Annotated in this window: 20 protein-coding genes and 1 tRNA gene; 13 read left to right on the top strand and 8 right to left on the bottom strand. The window is 40.9% G+C overall.

What is annotated here, in order from left to right; all coding sequences use genetic code 11:
- Positions 1-243: 243 nt before the first annotated feature.
- Complete coding sequence (locus K1X66_02300; GenBank protein MBX7157206.1) at positions 244-675, bottom strand: hypothetical protein; 432 nt, start codon at positions 673-675, stop codon at positions 244-246.
- A 290-nt stretch (positions 676-965) separates the two neighbouring features.
- On the opposite strand from K1X66_02300, the gene K1X66_02295 reads away from it, so the two are divergent.
- The 6 genes from K1X66_02295 (at position 966) to K1X66_02270 (ending at position 3,851) form a co-directional block, all read left to right on the top strand.
- Positions 966-1,148: a hypothetical protein gene (locus K1X66_02295; protein MBX7157205.1), complete on the top strand. Its 183-nt coding sequence runs from the start codon at positions 966-968 to the stop codon at positions 1,146-1,148.
- 484 nt (positions 1,149-1,632) lie between these two features.
- A complete protein-coding gene (locus K1X66_02290; protein MBX7157204.1) occupies positions 1,633-1,899 on the top strand; it encodes a hypothetical protein in 267 nt (88 codons plus the stop codon).
- Between the two features lie 27 nt (positions 1,900-1,926).
- Positions 1,927-2,802, top strand: coding sequence for an ATP-binding protein (locus tag K1X66_02285; GenBank protein MBX7157203.1), 876 nt, complete (start codon positions 1,927-1,929; stop codon positions 2,800-2,802).
- A 3-nt stretch (positions 2,803-2,805) separates the two neighbouring features.
- The gene (locus K1X66_02280) at positions 2,806-3,255 is read left to right on the top strand and encodes a hypothetical protein (protein ID MBX7157202.1); all 450 of its coding nucleotides are present in this window, start codon (positions 2,806-2,808) and stop codon (positions 3,253-3,255) included.
- Position 3,256: 1 nt separating this feature from the next.
- The gene (locus K1X66_02275) at positions 3,257-3,625 is read left to right on the top strand and encodes a hypothetical protein (GenBank protein ID MBX7157201.1); all 369 of its coding nucleotides are present in this window, start codon (positions 3,257-3,259) and stop codon (positions 3,623-3,625) included.
- A gap of 4 nt (positions 3,626-3,629) precedes the next feature.
- Entirely contained in the window at positions 3,630-3,851 is a 222-nt protein-coding gene (locus K1X66_02270; GenBank protein ID MBX7157200.1) for a hypothetical protein, read from the top strand.
- Between the two features lie 2 nt (positions 3,852-3,853).
- Here K1X66_02270 and K1X66_02265 read toward each other — a convergent pair whose 3' ends face one another.
- Together K1X66_02265 and K1X66_02260 are read right to left on the bottom strand one after the other, a co-directional pair.
- Positions 3,854-4,951 carry a site-specific integrase gene (locus K1X66_02265; protein ID MBX7157199.1) on the bottom strand — a complete coding sequence of 366 codons (1,098 nt, stop codon included), beginning with the start codon at positions 4,949-4,951 and terminating at the stop codon, positions 3,854-3,856.
- 86 nt (positions 4,952-5,037) lie between these two features.
- A tRNA-Arg gene (locus K1X66_02260) sits at positions 5,038-5,111 on the bottom strand.
- A gap of 144 nt (positions 5,112-5,255) precedes the next feature.
- On the opposite strand from K1X66_02260, the gene K1X66_02255 reads away from it, so the two are divergent.
- Genes K1X66_02255 through serA form a run of 7 tightly spaced genes read left to right on the top strand, consistent with a single transcriptional unit; the run spans position 5,256 to position 12,976 of the window.
- Positions 5,256-6,191 carry a TerC family protein gene (locus K1X66_02255; GenBank protein MBX7157198.1) on the top strand — a complete coding sequence of 312 codons (936 nt, stop codon included), beginning with the start codon at positions 5,256-5,258 and terminating at the stop codon, positions 6,189-6,191.
- 8 nt (positions 6,192-6,199) lie between these two features.
- Positions 6,200-6,835 (top strand): exopolysaccharide biosynthesis protein, encoded by a 636-nt coding sequence (locus K1X66_02250; protein ID MBX7157197.1) that lies wholly within the window; start codon positions 6,200-6,202, stop codon positions 6,833-6,835.
- Between the two features lie 12 nt (positions 6,836-6,847).
- Positions 6,848-7,954 carry a tRNA dihydrouridine synthase DusB gene (gene dusB, locus K1X66_02245; protein MBX7157196.1) on the top strand — a complete coding sequence of 369 codons (1,107 nt, stop codon included), beginning with the start codon at positions 6,848-6,850 and terminating at the stop codon, positions 7,952-7,954.
- A gap of 51 nt (positions 7,955-8,005) precedes the next feature.
- A complete protein-coding gene (leuS, locus tag K1X66_02240; protein MBX7157195.1) occupies positions 8,006-10,498 on the top strand; it encodes a leucine--tRNA ligase in 2,493 nt (830 codons plus the stop codon).
- A 58-nt stretch (positions 10,499-10,556) separates the two neighbouring features.
- Complete coding sequence (locus tag K1X66_02235; GenBank protein ID MBX7157194.1) at positions 10,557-10,997, top strand: universal stress protein; 441 nt, start codon at positions 10,557-10,559, stop codon at positions 10,995-10,997.
- 4 nt (positions 10,998-11,001) lie between these two features.
- A complete protein-coding gene (locus K1X66_02230) occupies positions 11,002-11,373 on the top strand; it encodes an NADH-quinone oxidoreductase subunit A (protein ID MBX7157193.1) in 372 nt (123 codons plus the stop codon).
- A 7-nt stretch (positions 11,374-11,380) separates the two neighbouring features.
- Positions 11,381-12,976 (top strand): phosphoglycerate dehydrogenase, encoded by a 1,596-nt coding sequence (gene serA, locus K1X66_02225; protein MBX7157192.1) that lies wholly within the window; start codon positions 11,381-11,383, stop codon positions 12,974-12,976.
- Here the strand turns inward: serA and K1X66_02220 are convergent.
- From K1X66_02220 to K1X66_02200, 5 genes are all read right to left on the bottom strand, one after another.
- Complete coding sequence (locus tag K1X66_02220) at positions 12,971-14,053, bottom strand: ABC transporter ATP-binding protein (protein MBX7157191.1); 1,083 nt, start codon at positions 14,051-14,053, stop codon at positions 12,971-12,973. The two genes, serA and K1X66_02220, sit on opposite strands and share 6 nt — an antisense overlap.
- Before the next feature lie 2 nt (positions 14,054-14,055).
- Positions 14,056-14,814, bottom strand: coding sequence for an ABC transporter permease (locus K1X66_02215; GenBank protein MBX7157190.1), 759 nt, complete (start codon positions 14,812-14,814; stop codon positions 14,056-14,058).
- Positions 14,811-15,677 (bottom strand): ABC transporter permease, encoded by an 867-nt coding sequence (locus tag K1X66_02210; GenBank protein ID MBX7157189.1) that lies wholly within the window; start codon positions 15,675-15,677, stop codon positions 14,811-14,813. Before K1X66_02210 ends, K1X66_02215 begins: the two co-directional genes overlap by 4 nt.
- Positions 15,678-15,701: 24 nt before the next feature.
- Positions 15,702-16,751, bottom strand: a complete 1,050-nt coding sequence (locus tag K1X66_02205) for an ABC transporter substrate-binding protein (GenBank protein ID MBX7157188.1) — start codon at positions 16,749-16,751, stop codon at positions 15,702-15,704.
- Positions 16,752-16,899: 148 nt separating this feature from the next.
- Positions 16,900-17,325, bottom strand: coding sequence for an EamA family transporter (locus K1X66_02200; GenBank protein ID MBX7157187.1), 426 nt, complete (start codon positions 17,323-17,325; stop codon positions 16,900-16,902).
- Between the last annotated feature and the right edge of the window lie 58 nt (positions 17,326-17,383).

Genomic DNA, 17,383 nt, shown 5'->3' with positions numbered 1-17,383 from the left:
GGACACATAATATTTAGATTCTTTAAATTTTTTGGTGAATAGTTTTCATCCGGCTCCATTTCACCAACTAAATTTAGCCACCAGAAAACCCATTGATCCGGGTGTGGGCGCACCCCAATAAGCGCTTGCGCGTTTAACTCCATTGAGGATGGAGTCCCCCAAAATGTCCTATGAACTACAGGCAGATCATGACGTGCTGGTTGATTATTCAGCACATCCTCGATAAAATGTTTGCGAGCGGTTTTAGGATCGTAGATTGGCATTGTCTGCTAATGGGATGTCTTTGGGTAAATCAACCTTATTGGTGGTGCACCAATCCGTTATGAAATTAAATTGTGCTTTTGTAATCTTCTTTGAGAAAAACCACTGGTTAAAGGCTAATGCGCACCAGCCTCTTTTATTAATCAAATCAAAAGGAGAACAATTACAAAGTTTTATAGAATAAATACCATGACCCATAGATGGAACATGATAAACCTTGCCTTTTGGATTTAACCATAAATTTTGAAATCCAGATTCCACTGGGGCTATAGTATTACTGCCAAAACTAAGGACTTCAATAATTTTTTTTTCTAACCATGTACTAAGGGTTAATTTCTGGATTTTGGCCAAAACCTTGAGAAGCCTATCTAGTTCTTTATAACTTTTAAAAGAGATTGTTTTGTCCCGCTTCATGTAAGATCACCCAAATAAATTTAACCTAAAAAGGTAGACCTTTCAATGTAAGAGTTTGAATGTTAAATATTTCAGAGGTCTACCTTTTTTTGCTTTGATAAAAAACAAAAAAGTTTATTTTTTGAAAAAAATTTACGACATGGAAGTAATAAGTGACATAAAAATTCCAAAAAAAACTTTTTTGGATATTGAAAAAATTGCGGAAGCTAACAATAAAACTATTTCTGAAATCATAGTAATTTTTCTTGAAAATTATTTGACTTTTTATCAAAGCGGTGTTATACACCCATATGCCGAATCAACGTTCACGAGAAAAAGTTCAAATCGGAGGGTATATTCCTAAAAAATTGAAAAAAGAAATTGAATTAATTGCTCGCACGGAAAGCAAATCTTTGACAGAAATCATTGAGTCTATTCTAAAAAAGGAGGTTAAAATTTATGAAAAAACAAAAAAACTCCCTCACGAAAAATAATTTTTATTTTTTTTGTTGACGAGGTGTCTAACACCTGCTAGGTTACTTAACGCATGAGAAAACAAGATCATATCTCCGCTTGGGTAAATCGTGATCTTGGAGCATCAATAAAAAAAATTGCAAATAAGGAAAAAAAGACAGTGACAGAAATATTGAAAATTTTTTTGTGCCGAGGTGTTAGACACCCAATTTTGCATTCCAAGCAGGGGAAAAGGAAACTCTAGCCAAGAAGAGAATATGAGCGGGCAACACCAAACAGTTACTAGACACTCGCAACGAAGGCCGGGGGCGGATATTGGATCGCCCGTTCCTTGGCATTTGCTCTCGGCCTTGTTGCTTTGGAGAAAATTATGAGAATTAAATTTCCATTAACACTCTTTGGCATGAATGAATTTATCCTACTTAGGAATTCTCGAAGAAGAAAACTAAGGGCTGTAGCAATCTTTGTTATCGGATTAATTATTGGTCAATTAATAACAAAATTATGAAACTCACCGTTGAAGTCTACAGCGAAAAACTTGGCGAAATATTAGATTGCGAAGTTCGTATAGAATTTAGCGACAACCCCGACAAATTGTTGGGTGAAGAGCAATTAATGGATTTTGAAATTTTGGCTCTCTACAACAAAAAGGGGAAACCAATTCGGATTAAATATATAAAAGAGGAAGACGCCATTCAAGCGGCTTGCTTGGAAATTCAATTTCAAAGATACGTAGACGGAAGAAATAATGATTATATTGAGATGTCATAGTTAAAAAAACAAAAAACCAGGAGAAATATGTCAAAACTGAAAGCAAAAAATCCACAGACGGCAGAACCGCGCAAGCCGCAAATGGTTATATATGGGCCAAGCGGAGTAGGCAAAACTTGGTTTAGCCTATCGTTCCCCTTGGTTTACTACATTGATACAGAAGGTGGAGCCTCGCGCGCTCACTACATGGAACGACTAAAAAGATCTGGAGGCAGCTACTTGGGGCCGGAGGAGGGTGCAAATGACTTTAACACGATCATTGAACAGTTTAAGGCACTTTCAACTGAGAAACACCAATATAAGACTGTTGTTGTTGACTCAATCACAAAGCCGTTCCTGACATCTATCGCCAATGAAGGAGAGCGGTTAGGAGATAAGAATGCTTTCGGCGCTGATAAAAAACCAGCTATCCAATTTATGAGACGATTAATCGCGGCGGTGCACCGCCTAGATATGAATGTTATTTTTGTTGCTCACGAAAAAGCGGAGTGGGGACAAGACGGAAGCGGACAGCGCGTTGAGGTTGGAAAGGTTGCCGACACATACGACAAGTTAATTTACGAGCTTGATCTTGCCTTGCAGATAAGCAAACGCGGGCCACAGCGTTTAGCCACGATAAAGAAGTCAAGATTGATTGGGTTTCCAGAAGCAGAGCAGTTTAAATTGGATTACCCAGAATTTGCCGAGCGTTACGGAAAAGACATTATCGAAAAGGATGTGTCACAAATTGTCTTGGCTAGCGCCGAGCAAGTAGCCGAAATCATTCGTCTTGTTGATCTATTAAAAATTGACAAAGAAACCACTGAAAAGTGGCTTGAAAAAGCTAACGCAGAAAATTTCAGTGAGTTTAACACCGAACAAGCAAATAAAATCATCGAATCATTAAAATCTAAAATTAAATAATCTATGAAATTCACACCCAAAAAAGAAAGCGAAATTAGCGGCGGATTCAAACCGTTGCCATCAGGAACATATCCATTCACCGTTTTAGAATCTGATATCCAGTTTTCAAAATCTAAAAAGAATGCTGGCAAAGAAATGGTAAAACTAAAACTAAATGTGCATGGGCCCGATTTTGATAAACACGTTTATGACTACTTTGCTGAATGGTTTAGTGAGTGGAAGCTAAAACATTTTTGCGATACCGCTGGGCTTTCATCCTCATACGAAGCTGGCGAAATTAATCCGAATGAGAATGCCTATCAAGGCAGAACTGGTTACGTAAAAATCGGAATCGAAACAAATGAGGAAACAGGCGAAGAGCGCAACCATGTCGTAGATTATATCGTCACTGCACAGGATAATAAATCAACCAATCCAGCAAAAGAAGAAGAGTTAGATGATATCCCATTCTAAAATGAAAACCAAAATCGAAAAACGCTTTCTGGAGTGTCGTTTAAGTAACAAAGACCTCATCAGAGCCGCAGAAGAAATTTCTTCTTGCAGAAACGAACTCCAAAAAATGAAGTTTATTAAAAAAGAACTTCTTAAGAAATATTCCAAGCAAATTAAACAACTGGAAAAAAGGTCAACGGAACTTTCTGATTTAATTATTTGCAAGGTTGAGGATCGGGAAATTGAGTGTGCGGTAAAATTCCACGAGCCGTTTCTTCAAAAGAAATCTATTTATCGAAATGATACTGGAGAGCTTGTTGGTATTGAAGAAATGACGCTAGAGGAGTGTCAGGAGGAGATGGAGTTTAATAAGAAATTAGTGGAGGTATAAAAATATGACACTTGCAAAATTATTAAAAGTAGCAGCACTAGGCCCTAGGCTTCTTGCCAACGAAGATGCCGAGCTATATGTGGCTGGCGGGACAAATCTTAAAGAGTTGTGCAAGATGGGATTAAAACCAGCTAAAGAACGCAGGGGATACATTTGCTACGATAAGAACGATCTCGATGAATATATCGACATTGCGAAAGAGAAAAACTGGGAAATTAAAAAGTAAAATTATTTTTTATGCAAATACTCGGTCTTGTTTTTGGCTGGAATAAAGTGTGCATAATTAGTTTCTGCAACATTGACCGTGTCGCCCAGGTATTTAGCTACGTCAAAGAGAGATACCTTTTCGTGAGAAAGCAAAAGACTAGCAAAAGTGTGTCTCATAGTATGCGTAGTAATTTTTTCTCCTTCGGAATCTTTCAAGCAAGTAGATTTAATATATTCTTCAAAAGGTCTCCTAAAATCATAGCGATAAACAGCTTCACCATAACCAACCTTTGGCTGCAAAGCAAAATCAAGAGGATTATGTTTCTTAAGATATTTTTTGAGAAAATTAGTAAACTTTTTAGTCAGAGGAACTATTCTTTCTTTTTTATTTTTAATTCTAAAAGGTTTTTCTCCTTTTCTAAGTCTAGGCGGGGCAAGTGCCTGCTTGACTTTCACATAGGGGATTTTCTCATCAAGAAAAAACCAGTCCCTCCTAGCACAAATAATTTCCTCTTTTCTGAATCCAGTATCGAAGCCACAAAAAAGAATAAAGGTAAGATCATCATTGGGAGAATTATCGTAAATAAAATCCCTCGTTTTTCTGGAGCAATAAGAAATTCTGGCGCTTTTGGAACCAGAGCCAATTTTAATTCCTTCAAACGGGCTGTTTATACAAATTTTTTCTACTTTAACACACCAAGTAAAAAAAGATTTAACAGCCCTAAGACAAATGTCGGCAGAGGTTGTTCCAACTTTACCAGCAAGATGCGCTTTAAACTTTTTTATCAAAACTGGATTAACCAAACTTGGATCAACGTTTTTAGAAAAGTTTCCAAAACTCTTAAGCGAGCTTCTCGCCCAGCGTTCAGAATTGTCGGAATAGTTAACAGTTTCTTTTTTGTAATTAATAAACTTTTCAATAGCTTGAATGAAATCGTTGTCAGCTTCTTTAAATGGACTGGCTTTGAATGCTCTAACTATTTCAATCGCCTTAGCCAGATCATTGGTTTGAGTGGCCAAATATTTTTGGCGGCCATTAACACGATATTTCCACGTGTAATTAAGATTCTTACCTCTTTGGTAAAGTCCGGCTATTTCTTTGTCTCTAATGCGTTTCATACATGTAACCAAAATCATGTAACCAAAACGGCCTTAAGTTCAAGTAAATTTCAGCAAACTTATGGAATCTACCTCGTAAAAGAAATCGCGCCCAGATGGATTCGAACCATCGACCCGCTGCTTAGAAGGCAGCTGCTCTAGTCCCCTGAGCTATGGGCGCTTAATTCTAGAATAACGAGTCATACGTGATGGGTAAAGTGTAAAGGGGGTCGGTCAAAGATCGATCCGCCATGGTGGATAAAGTGAGATTTACGCATAGCGCTGGTAGTTTTATTTTTTTGTGCTAGCGTAACATGCTTGCTCTATGGAAACTCCCCTTAGTTTTTGGATTGCGTTCAACGCTGGAATATTAATTTTACTTTTGTTGGATCTTTTTGTTTTTCATCGGAGCGCGCATGAAGTAAGTTTCCGCGAGTCTTTGCTGTGGAGTATTGTTTGGATCGCGCTTTCTATGGCGTTTTGCGCTTTTGTCTGGCATTGGAAAGGAGCAGACAAAGGTTTGGAATTTTTTACGGGTTACCTGATTGAATATTCCTTGAGTGTAGATAATATTTTTATTTTTGTTCTCATTTTTACACATTTTAAAGTTCCACGGGAGTATCAGCATACTGTTTTATTTTGGGGTGTCTTAGGGGCCTTGATTATGCGTGGGATTATGATCGGGGTGGGCGTGGTGCTGGTTCAACGATTTCATTGGGTGATGTATGTTTTTGGTGCGTTTTTAGTGATTACGGGATTACGTATGTTTTTTCAAAAGGAAGATGATGATGCGCACTTGGAAAATATTTGGATTTTTCGTTGGGCAAAAAAAGTTTTTCCATTCACTAATACTTATGAGGGAAAACATTTTGTTGTTCATAAAAATGGTCAACGATTTTTTACTCCATTAATGTTGGTTTTGATCATGGTAGAATCGACTGATTTGATTTTTGCTTTGGATTCGATTCCTGCAATTTTTTCGATTACGAAAGATCCATTTATTGTTTACACATCCAATGTTTGCGCCGTTTTAGGGTTGCGCTCACTTTATTTCTTGCTGGCGAGCTTTATGCAGAAATTCATTTTCTTAAAAGCAGGTTTGGCAGTGGTTTTGAGTTTTGTGGGAGTTAAAATGTTAATTGCTGATTTTTATGAGATTCCCACCATTATTTCTTTAAGTGTGATTGGTGCGGTTTTAATTACTGCTGTCGTGACTTCGGTGTTTGTTTCGCGTTGGATAGAAAATAAGAAGCGCGATTGAGATATCTCATGCCTTTTTCAAAAACAATCATCAGAGAGGGTAGACTCAGTCGCGATTTAAAAAAAATTCTAGAAAAAGCTGAAGGCCAACCACTAACCGTTGGACAATTGCGGCAAATTTTGAAAGGTCGTGGTTTTGCGCTGTTGATTATCTTATTCGCGCTGCCTTTTACGGTGCCGATTTCTATTCCGGGATTATCCACTCCGTTTGGGTTGGCGATTGCATTTTTGGGATTTCGTATGGCTTTAGGCAAACGACCTTGGTTGCCGCAACGAGTGCAACGTGCTTACATTTCTTATGCCACTTTGGAAAAAATCGTCAGCAGAGCAATTCGAGTCGCTACTTTTTTGGAAAAGATGGTGAAACCGCGGCTGCGTTGGATGCGTTATCTCGGGCTAGCTCGAATTATCGGTATAGTCATTGCTTTTAATGGGCTCATGCTTTGTTTGCCTTTGCCCGTTCCTTTTACGAATACGATTCCCGCTCTGGCCATTATTTTACTAACTTTAGGGCGAGTAGAAAGGGATGGCATTTTTACCTTGGCAGGTTTTTTTGTGACTTTGTTGGGGATTGGCTATATTATTTTTTGGGTTAATTTAGGAAAACTCGGTTGGGAAGAGTTGGTAAAATATTGGCCCTTTTAAGATTTTAATAAAATGCAGTTGGGTAATTTAAAATTAGAAAGCGCTTTTTTTCTATCGCCCTTGGCGGGTTATACGAATTTGCCGTTTCGACGAATCATTCGCGAAATTGGCGGCGTAGGTCTTTGCACGACAGAGTTAGTCAATGCGCGCTCGCTTCTAGAAAAAAATCCTAGAGCTTTTAAGTATATTGAAAGTTGCATGGAAGATAAACCTTTGGCCGTTCAGCTTTTTGGTTCGGTTGTGGAAGAAATGCGCGATGCGGCGATTTACTTGGAATCGATCGGAATCCATTCGGTGGATGTGAACATGGGTTGTCCTGTTAATAAAGTCTGTAAAACGGGTGGCGGTTCTTCGATGATGCGAGATTATCATGCCACTGCAGAGCTAGTGGGGCAAATGGTAGGGGCTGTTAAAATTCCTGTTACTTGCAAAATGCGTCTGGGTTGGGATGAGGAATCCATTACCGCACCGGATTTAGCGAAAGCCTTGGCGGATGTAGGAGTCGCAGCGATTTTTGTGCATGGTCGTACGCGAGAGCAAGGTTTTAAAGGTAGAGTTAATTTAGATGGGATTCGTCGTGTTGTGGAAGCTGTGCCGGAAATTCCGGTGATTGGCAATGGTGATGTGACAACACCGGAAGCTGCTAAAAAAATGGTGGGGACGACAGGTTGCACAGGGATTAGCATTGGTCGCGGCGCTTTTTATAACCCTTGGATTTTTCGAGACATTCAATTTTATTTTGAAACAGGGCAAGAGCCTGCGGAAAAAAGTTTTGATGAGCGCATTAAAATTGTTCGGCGCCATTTGGATTTGATGGTGGCATTTTTTGGAGAGGAATTGGGATGCAAAATGTTTCGAAAAGTGGGACCGTGGTATGCCAAACAGTTTGGACCTAACGCACTATTTAACGAGCGCATTACCCGTTTAAGTTCGCACGAAGAGCTAGAAGAAATTCTTTTTGTTTATCAACAATGGCGAAAACAGTTTTTGGATGATTCTGGCAATTTATTACCCCCGTTTCAGCCGCGATCACTGTCTTCTTCATTTTTAGAATCGGAAAAGCCGGTTTTGAAACGGGATCACATTCCCGTACCCGCGGGACCGGTGGAGTTGTGGTGATAAAATCCTTGGCTAATTATTTAAAGAAATTAGCCTGCTGTGTCATAAATTATGGAAACCATTCGAACCACCCAGCGAAAAGCTTATCCTTTTCATCAGATCGAACCTAAATGGCAACACTATTGGCTAGATAATAAAACCTTTCGCGCGGTGGATCCGGGTGAGCCGGGCAGTGAAAAACCGAAATATTATATTTTAGATATGTTTCCTTATCCTTCGGGCGCTGGTTTGCATGTGGGGCATCCTGAAGGTTATACCGCGACGGATATTTTAGCGCGCTACAAACGCATGCAGGGTTTTAATGTTTTGCATCCAATTGGTTGGGATGCGTTTGGCTTGCCCACGGAGCGTTACGCGATTCAAACGGGTGTGCATCCGCGTGAGGCGACTGAACGGAATGTCGCAACGTTCAAGCGACAAATTCAATCTCTTGGTTTTTCTTACGATTGGGATCGTGAAATCAACACGACCGATTCGCATTACTTTAAATGGACGCAATGGATTTTTCTTCAACTTTATAAAAAGGGTTTGGCTTACGTGGCGGATGCGCCGGTGTGGTTTTGTCCTGCGATGGGCACGGGACTTTCGAATGAAGAAATTATTCAAACCCCCGAAGGACCACGATCGGAACGAGGCAATCATCCAGTAGAAAAAAGAATATTGCGACAGTGGATGCTCAAAATCACAGCTTATGCTGAACGTTTATTGAATGATTTGGAATTGGTCGAGTGGCCGGAAAATATCAAAGAAATGCAACGCAACTGGATTGGGCGAAGCGAAGGCGCTGAAGTAGTTTTTAAAACGGAATCCGGTGAAGCCATTACTGTATTTACGACCCGACCCGACACATTATTTGGCGCGACTTATCTTGTTTTGGCTCCCGAACATTCTTTGGTTTCGCAAATCACAACATCGGATCAAAAGAAGGCGGTAGAAAATTATTGTCGAATCGCCTCGCAAAAAAGTGATTTAGAACGCACGGATTTAGCAAAAGAAAAAACGGGTGTGTTTACCGGAGCTTACGCGTTCAATCCGGTTTATTCGGCTGATGATCCTAAAGCAAAAATTCCGATTTGGATTGCCGATTATGTACTCGCAACTTATGGCACTGGCGCAATTATGGCCGTGCCAGCGCATGATGAGCGAGATCACCAATTTGCCACTCGATTTCATTTGCCTGTAGTTCAAGTCGTCAAAGCTCCGACTAACTATAACGAAAAATGTTACACGGGTGATGGACAAGCGATTCATTCAGGAGAATTTAATGGTTTATCCACCGCAGAATTTAAAAAGAAAATAACTCAATGGCTTGAAGAAAAAAGTTTCGGAAAGAAAAAAGTGAATTACAAATTGCGCGATTGGCTTTTTTCGCGACAACTTTATTGGGGTGAGCCCTTTCCGATTGTGTGGCGCGGAGAAAATCATGAGCCGGTTGCGGAAACAGATTTGCCTGTTTTGCCTCCCGATTTGACCGATTTTAAACCTACGCCAGATGGAAAGCCGCCGCTGACACGAGCAAATGATTGGGTGAATCTGTCGAATGGCGGGAAGCGCGAAACCAATGTGATGCCGAATTGGGCAGGTTCGTGTTGGTATTATTTACGTTATATCGATCCGAAAAATGACACGACATTTTGTCAGCCAGTAAAAGAAGAATATTGGATGGGGAAACATGGGGTCGATCTTTATATTGGGGGGGCTGAGCATGCAGTTTTGCATCTGCTTTATGCGCGGTTTTGGCATAAGGTGCTATTTGATTTGGGACACGTTTCTACACCGGAACCGTTTCATCGTTTGATTAACCAAGGATTAATTTTAGGCGAAGATGGACAAAAAATGTCGAAGAGTCGCGGTAATGTGATTAATCCCGACGACGTGGTGGCAGAGTTTGGCGCGGATAGTTTCCGACTTTATGAAATGTTTATGGGGCCTTTGGAACAAAGCAAACCATGGTCGATGCAAGGTATTCGCGGTGTGTATAATTTTTTGGCGCGCGTGTGGCGTTTGTTTGTGGAGGAAAAAGAAGACGCGTATAAGTTGGCTGGATCGATTCAAGATGGAGTGCCCTCGCTTGAAGCCAATAAACTTTTGCATCAAACCATAAAAAGAGTGACTGAAGATATCGAGAATATGCGATTTAACACCGCGATTTCCGCACTCATGGAATGGGTAAATGAAACGATGAAAAGGGTGGCAGGCGCTCAGTTTTTAACTAAGGAAAGCGCAGAAATTTTTGTGAAGTTGCTAGCGCCTTTAGCGCCTCATTTAGCGGAAGAATTATGGGTGTTATTAGGACATTCGAAAACTTTGGCTTATGAAAGTTGGCCGCAATTTGATGCCCAATTTCTGGTGGAAGACGAAGTGGAAATGGTCGTGCAAATCAATGGGAAAGTGCGAGCAAAGTTGACAGTAGCTGTTTCTCTTGACGAAGAAAAATTAAAACAAACGGTTTTGGATTCGGAATCCATCAAAAAAATATTAGGGGGTCAGCTGATTAAAAAATGGATTATTGTGCGAGGCAAACTCGTGAATTTAGTGGTTTAAATCGAATAAGATAATCAAAAAAACTTGTGGAGCGACTGGAAAGGAGTAAATAGAGAATATGTCTATGAAAAACCCTGCTCAATTTAATAAAATTTTAGTTCCCTTAGACTTTTCGCCCACTTCACAAAAAGCGTTAAATCGCGCAATAGCTTTGGCTCAGCAATCGAAGGCTTCCTTGATTTTGATCCATGTGGTGACGTTTACCATGGTGGCAGGCGCCGAACAGTTTACCGCGATTGATTGGTATCAACGTTTGCAAGATGAAGCGAAGAAAAGTTTGAAAAAAATTCAAAATAAAATTCCTGCATCGGTTCGTTCGGAAATTATATTGGATACTGGCAATCCTTTCGATCTGATTTGTCGCGCGGCAAAAAAGAAAAATGCTGATCTTATTGTGATTTCTACACACGGTTTTTCTGGGTTGAAGCATGTGCTGCTAGGTAGCACGGCGGAACGCGTGATTCGTCACGCCCCATGTCCTGTCTTAGTAGTGCGATAAATTCATGGTTAGCGACTATTTTCCGCTTCTGATTCAAATTTTTGTTGCGATTGCTTTTGCTGGTGGCGCATTAGTGGCACCGCTTCTATTAGGCAAAAAAATTAAACACACCCAAGCCAAAGACATGCCTTACGAGTGCGGCATGAATCCCATTAGTCCATCCAATCCCCGTTTTTCTGTAAAATTTTATTTGGTGGCGATGCTTTTTATTGTTTTTGATATTGAAATTGTTTTTCTTTATCCGTGGGCGCTGGTTTTTAAAGAGATGACAACCGAGATTTGGAGCGTGCTCGGAGCCATGCTGTTATTCCAGGGCGTTTTGTTGGTTGGCTTTTTGTATGAATTAAAAAAAGGCGCGCTCGATTGGAAGCGTTAAGCATTTTATGACGGCACCTTATCGTGTTTTTGTGGCAGAACCCGTTTCTGAACGCGGTTTGGAAGTTTTGAAACAAAGCGGCCAAATTGAAGTCATTGAAGCGAAAAATGTTTCGGCTGAAAAGCTTACTGGTGTTCTTGCTGAAATGGATGGGTTAATTGTTCGCAGTGCGACGCAAGTGAATGCGGATTTTCTTAAAAAAACGCCTAAATTAAAAGTGATTGGGCGCGCGGGGGTAGGCGTGGATAATGTCGACGTCGATGCGGCGACTGAGCGGGGCATGTTGGTTATGAACACGCCAGGGGGTAATACGATTTCAACGGCGGAACATGCGCTTTCGTTACTTTTTTCTTTAGCGCGACATATTCCTCAAGCCCATGCGTCGATGAAAGCGGGCAAGTGGGATCGCAAATCATTTCAAGGCACGGAACTCTACGGTAAAACGCTAGGGATTATCGGCATGGGACGCATTGGCGGTGAGGTTGCCCGACGCGCGATTGCTTTGGGTATGCGCGTGAAAGTGTTTGATCCTTATATGTCACTGAGCCGGGCGAAAAGTTTGCAGGTTGAGCTTTGCGAAAAAGTGGAGCAACTTTTGCCGGAAGCCGATTTTATTACTTTACATTCTCCTTTAACGCCTGAGACCAAAAATATTTTAAATGCAAAAACTTTGACTCTTTGTAAAAAAGGTGTGCGCATCGTGAACTGCGCGCGCGGTGGATTGGTTGAGGAAGAAGCTTTAGCAGAGGCGCTCAAGAATGGGCAAGTGGGGGGGGCCGCATTGGATGTTTACGAAGTGGAACCGCCTCCTGGCGATTGGCCATTACGAGAAATTCCTAATCTCATTCTTTCCCCGCATCTGGGAGCTTCCACAGCCGAAGCGCAGGAAAATGTGGGTGTTGAAATTGCTGAGCAAATTACCGATTTTTTATTGAACGGTGTTGTGCGAAATTCCGTAAATCTTCCTAGTGTCGACGCCAAAACGATGGAGGTGTTGCGACCTTATTTATTGCTTGGAAGAAAATTAGGTTCTCTGCTCTCCCAGGTCGGACCGAAACGCGCGGAACAATTAACCATTCGCTATTATGGTCCCATTACCGATTATACGGTAGCTCCTGTGACACGTGCGATATTGGAAGGTTTTCTTAAGCAGGCTGCGGGGAGTGAAATGAATCAAATTAATGTCACGAAATTTGCACAAACCTTAGGATTGAAATTTAACGAGATTAAAGCGCATGAAGCTTGTGATTATGCTGAACTAGTAGAGGTGGAAGCGCGAACGGGTGAAGAAGCGGTTTCTGTAGCGGCTACCTTTTTCGGGCAAAATCCGCGTCTGGTTCGTTTTAATGACGGCGCGATTGAAAGTGGTACGGATGGAGTTCTTTTCTTCATGGAAAACAAGGATCGACCTGGCATTGTTGGATGGATCGGAACGTTAATGGGTAAATATCATGTCAACATCGCCAATATGGCCCTCAGCCGAAACAAACCCGGCGGCCGTGCGTTAACCATTTTGCAACTCGATAGCGCACCATCTGAAGAAGCGCTCAAGGAAATTCGTCAGGAAAAGGATATTTATTCAGTTAAATTAGCCCAATTATGAGTTCTCCAAAAGATAAATTCTGGCATTGTCAGAATTCCAAGAAATGAAAACATTTGCTTTTTCGGCATGAAGTATTGCGCCACGTTGACGAATTTCTAAAACCCGAAAAAGTCCTAGTGAGGTTTTAATTAAATATTCTGTAGTAGCTCCGAGATAATGGGATTGAATGATTTGGCCGGATAATGAGTTAGGAGATTCTTGAGAAGTAATCTGAATGTTTTCAGGTCGAACCATCAATTGTGCTGGAGTTTCTAAAGGCATGGCGGTAGTCAAATGACCTTGAAAATTTAAAGAATCCGTTTGAACGGTTCCGTAGAAGTTTTGAATTTTTTTTAGTTTGCCTGTGATAAAATTAGTTTTTCCAATAAATTTAGCTACATAAGCGTTGGCGGGCTGCTCATAAATTTCTACTGGCGTTCCAACTTGCAAAAGAAAACCGTTTTGCATAACCGCCAGTCGGTCGGAAAGCACGAGCGCTTCTTCTTGGTCGTGAGTTACGTAAAGAAAAGTGATGCGTGTTTCACGCTGAAGTTGTTTAAGGTTTTCTCGCAATTCCTGACGTATTTTGGCATCCAATGCTGAAAGTGGTTCATCTAAAAGTAAAACGGCTGGACGATCGACAATAGCCCGAGCTAAAGCCACGCGTTGTTGTTGACCTCCGGAAAGTTGAGACGGTTTGCGTTGAGCAAAAGTGCTCAGGCCCACTAATTGTAAGGCTTCATCCACTTTTTGTTTTTGTTCAGCGACGCTAAAGCGTTTGATATCGAGGGCAAAAGCAACATTATCGCGGACGGTGAGATGAGGAAAAAGCGCATAATCTTGAAAAACAGTATGAACATTGCGTCGATAAGCCGGAAATCGCGTCACATTTTTTTTCCCAATCCAAATTTCTCCATCATCGGGCTTTTCAAAACCTCCGATGAGTCTGAGTAAAGTTGTTTTTCCTGAACCAGATGCACCTAGAAGCGTGAAAAATTCGCCAGATTTAATTTCGAGATTGATATTATCCGCACCACGCGTGTTTGCGTAAAATTTTTTTACGTTGCGAAGTGAAATGGTGCTAGAATCTAGAGACATAATTATTCTTTAGAAAAACGTTGACTGAAAATGACTAGAGCACAAGAAAGGATCAAAATCATGGTAACGGTAGCATTAATTTCTGGCGTCATACCGAAGCGTAATCGTGCCCAAATTTCAGTAGGAAGGGTGTTTTGTTGACCAGTAAGAAAAAGCGTTACGATAATTTCATCAAAACTTAAAGTGAAAGCCAAAAGGGCTCCGGCAATGATGGCGGATCGCATCGAAGGGAAAAGCACTTTTTGAAAAGTTTGGCGCGGATTAGCGCCGAGATCTGCAGCAGCTTCCTCCAAGTTTTTAGGTAAACGTGCAAGACGTGAAGCAACTGTATTAAAAACTATTGGAAATCCGAAAGTGGTGTGTCCAATAATCACGGTCATCAGACCCAAAGGAAGACCAATGGTAGCAAAAAAACTTAACATGGCTACGCCTGTGATAATGCCTGGTAATAAAATGGGTAAAATAACTGTGGCACGAAATGCGGTTCGCCCGAAGAATGGGTAACGCTGAACTGCTAATGCCCCTAAAGTGCCAAGGATTGAGGCTAATGCGGTTGCGGTGAAAGCAATTTTTAAACTATTCGCGAGTCCCGCTTTTAATCGATCATCCTGCAAGGCTTCGTGATACCAGTTAAAGGTCCAGCCGGAAATCGGAAGGGAAAGAATTTCGCTTTGGCTAAAACTAAAAAGAATAATCACTGCAATAGGCAAATACATGAAAAGGTAAACCAACGTGGTATAAAAACCCAAAACCCATTTCATAAATTTTCGAGTGCTCCTTTTTTGGAAAGAAAACTCATGAGAAAAAATAAAATAATTAATAAAACCGTTGCAAAAGCTGCGCCCAAAGGCCAATTATCGGCAACACCGAATTGTGAAGCAACAATGTTCCCTGCAAGGATATCGCCTGCACCGCCGACCATCAAAGGAGTAATGTAATCACCAATCGTTAAACTGAAGACGGAAAGACCGCCAGCTAAAAGACCAGGTAAAATTAAGGGGAGAATCACGCGTCGTAATGCTATCCAACCTGACGCGCCCAAATCGGCAGCTGCCTCCAAAAGGCGTTTAGGTAATCGTTCAAATGCGCCAATTAAAGGCAAAGCCATAAATGGGAGCCAAATATAACAGAGCGTTAGTGTCATGGAGAATTGGTTATAGAGAAAAAGTGTGGTGGGTTCTTGGAGAAAATGAAATTGGGTAAGAAAACTATTGAGCACGCCATTATAACCTAAAATAATGCGCCATGCAAAAATGCGAACAAGATAACTAGACCACAAAGGTAGTAAGAGCAAAATCATTGCGATATTTTTGAAACGGCCCGTGTAAAGCGCGATAAAATATGCTGCGGGTAGTGCAATTATTGCATTGATTAGAGTGACTAAAGTAGCAATCCGAAACGTGCGAAAAAGTGTGTTGCGATAGCCGGGATTGGAAAAAATTTCGATAAAATTTTCTAAAGTAAAAGTGCGCACCACTCGCACGTAATCATGATGCAAAAAAGCATACACCAAAAGCAACAGAAGAGGAATAAGGTAAAAGAAAGCTAACCAGGAAAATGCAGGAGAGAAAGTGATCCAGAAGGAAGCATCTCGCGGCCGTTTTACAATTTCCGCTTTAACCATGCTTTTACGAGAATTTAAGAAAGATTATTGACCGCGAAATTCGTTCCAAAGCGCGGTCCACTCATCATAATTTTTGACTGTTTCCCAAAAATAGATTTTATTGCGGTAGCTTTCCATATCGTTGATATGGTAGTCGGCTTTTTCTTGAGTCGAAAGCAACGGCACAATAGCTTTGGAAACAGGCCAGTATTGAGAAACTTCCACAAGTTTTTTCTGAGGCTCACCTTCGAGCATGTAATTCATGAATTGGTGCGCAATTTTCGTGTGGGGCGAACCTTTTATAATCATCCAAGAATCGGACCATCCGGTGGTGCCTTCTTCAGGAATTGTGGCGCCCACAGGAAAACCTGCTTTTTTAAGTTGAGCCACTGTGACTGCCCAGCCCCAAGCCATAGCGATTTCTTTGTTAAGAAAAAGTTGAGAAAGTTCGCCTTGACTTGTCCAGAATTTGCGAATTTGTGGGCGCAGAGCCATGAGGTGAGGTTTCAGTTTTTGTAAGTCGGCCTGAGTGAGTTGAAAGAGATCCGTTTTACGACCATTCCAGAGGGCAATATCGGCTAAAAAAATAGCATAGTCATTAATCGAAATTTTATTTTGATATTTTTTGTCATAAAAAATTTTCCAAGATTGGGGTGGTTCTTTAATCGCGGAGGCATCATAAATTAAAAAATCAGGTCCCCATGCAATCGAAACTCCATAAGGTTTGCCATCAAAGGTATTATAAGCTGGCTTTTGAAATAGAGGAAAAAGATTGGAGTAATTAGGGACTGAATTAAGGTCAAGTGGTTCGATGAGTCCGGCATCGTAGAGGCGTCGAGTGAGATCACCTGAAGCCGTTACCATATCATAGGTTTTGTTGCCACCCGCTTTAATTTTAGCGAACATTTCATCAGATGATCCAGCATAAGTGGCGGCGATTTTGTAACCGGTTTTAGCTTCGAAACCTTTGACGAAGGATTCGTCCATATAACCTTCCCAACCGATAATGCGTAGGGTTTTATCTTCTGCGTGTAAAAAAGTGGTTAAACTAAGAATGAAAAACAACAACCAGTTCGTGCGAATTTTCATAAGCATTTCCTTTTTTCTTAAAGTTGAATTAAATTGGATGGAAGAGACTTTTTTTGTCCAAAAAATCGAGAGGAGGTTCTCAATCACAACTTCATTTTAGCTATGTCGTTTCGGAAGTGCAAGGTGTAATTTTATGGGTGAGGCAATTCTAAAATTATTTTTTTAGCAAAATTAAGCTAATAATGGAGAGAACAATTCCCGTTAAGCGTGGCCATGAAATAGCTTCTTTAAAAAAAAGAATGCCGATGATTGCCATTAAAGTTGCGCCGCCTGCTAATATTGTTGGCACAGCGGAAAGCGGACCGCCTTTTTGAAAAAGTAAAAAGAAAAACACGGTTCCAGCTCCTACGCAAATACCCGTTAGCACTGAATAAAAGATACCTACTCCGCTTGAGGTTTGACTCCAATTGCCCGAACCCCATAGAAAAAGAAGATAAACCAAAATGGTTATTGTAGCTGTTGCTTCGACAAGAAAACTGCCAAATCCATCGCCAATGCGGTTGGAAGCCATTTTTGTAAAGACTTGATGTAGACCATATAAAATGGCGGCGCTGATAGCATACCAAAACCACTGACTTATCTGTTGGTCTTTTTCCATTTTTAATATTGAATTAACAAAAGTGAAGTCAAAGTCAAAC

Source organism: Verrucomicrobiia bacterium (assembly GCA_019694135.1).
Lineage (GTDB): Bacteria > Verrucomicrobiota > Verrucomicrobiia > JADLBR01 > JAIBCM01 > JAIBCM01.
This window is presented reverse-complemented; position numbering and strand designations above follow the sequence as displayed.

Excerpts from the sequence above, each read along its gene's own strand:
- K1X66_02300 (MBX7157206.1), bottom strand. The coding sequence starts at position 675 with ATGAAGCGGGACAAAACAATCTCTTTTAAAAGTTATAAAGAACTAGAT.
- K1X66_02295 (MBX7157205.1), top strand. The coding sequence starts at position 966 with ATGCCGAATCAACGTTCACGAGAAAAAGTTCAAATCGGAGGGTATATT.
- K1X66_02290 (MBX7157204.1), top strand. The coding sequence starts at position 1,633 with ATGAAACTCACCGTTGAAGTCTACAGCGAAAAACTTGGCGAAATATTA.
- K1X66_02285 (MBX7157203.1), top strand. The coding sequence starts at position 1,927 with ATGTCAAAACTGAAAGCAAAAAATCCACAGACGGCAGAACCGCGCAAG.
- K1X66_02280 (MBX7157202.1), top strand. The coding sequence starts at position 2,806 with ATGAAATTCACACCCAAAAAAGAAAGCGAAATTAGCGGCGGATTCAAA.
- K1X66_02275 (MBX7157201.1), top strand. The coding sequence starts at position 3,257 with ATGAAAACCAAAATCGAAAAACGCTTTCTGGAGTGTCGTTTAAGTAAC.
- K1X66_02270 (MBX7157200.1), top strand. The coding sequence starts at position 3,630 with ATGACACTTGCAAAATTATTAAAAGTAGCAGCACTAGGCCCTAGGCTT.
- K1X66_02265 (MBX7157199.1), bottom strand. The coding sequence starts at position 4,951 with ATGAAACGCATTAGAGACAAAGAAATAGCCGGACTTTACCAAAGAGGT.
- K1X66_02255 (MBX7157198.1), top strand. The coding sequence starts at position 5,256 with ATGGAAACTCCCCTTAGTTTTTGGATTGCGTTCAACGCTGGAATATTA.
- K1X66_02250 (MBX7157197.1), top strand. The coding sequence starts at position 6,200 with ATGCCTTTTTCAAAAACAATCATCAGAGAGGGTAGACTCAGTCGCGAT.
- dusB (MBX7157196.1), top strand. The coding sequence starts at position 6,848 with ATGCAGTTGGGTAATTTAAAATTAGAAAGCGCTTTTTTTCTATCGCCC.
- leuS (MBX7157195.1), top strand. The coding sequence starts at position 8,006 with ATGGAAACCATTCGAACCACCCAGCGAAAAGCTTATCCTTTTCATCAG.
- K1X66_02235 (MBX7157194.1), top strand. The coding sequence starts at position 10,557 with ATGTCTATGAAAAACCCTGCTCAATTTAATAAAATTTTAGTTCCCTTA.
- K1X66_02230 (MBX7157193.1), top strand. The coding sequence starts at position 11,002 with ATGGTTAGCGACTATTTTCCGCTTCTGATTCAAATTTTTGTTGCGATT.
- serA (MBX7157192.1), top strand. The coding sequence starts at position 11,381 with ATGACGGCACCTTATCGTGTTTTTGTGGCAGAACCCGTTTCTGAACGC.
- K1X66_02220 (MBX7157191.1), bottom strand. The coding sequence starts at position 14,053 with ATGTCTCTAGATTCTAGCACCATTTCACTTCGCAACGTAAAAAAATTT.
- K1X66_02215 (MBX7157190.1), bottom strand. The coding sequence starts at position 14,814 with ATGAAATGGGTTTTGGGTTTTTATACCACGTTGGTTTACCTTTTCATG.
- K1X66_02210 (MBX7157189.1), bottom strand. The coding sequence starts at position 15,677 with ATGGTTAAAGCGGAAATTGTAAAACGGCCGCGAGATGCTTCCTTCTGG.
- K1X66_02205 (MBX7157188.1), bottom strand. The coding sequence starts at position 16,751 with ATGCTTATGAAAATTCGCACGAACTGGTTGTTGTTTTTCATTCTTAGT.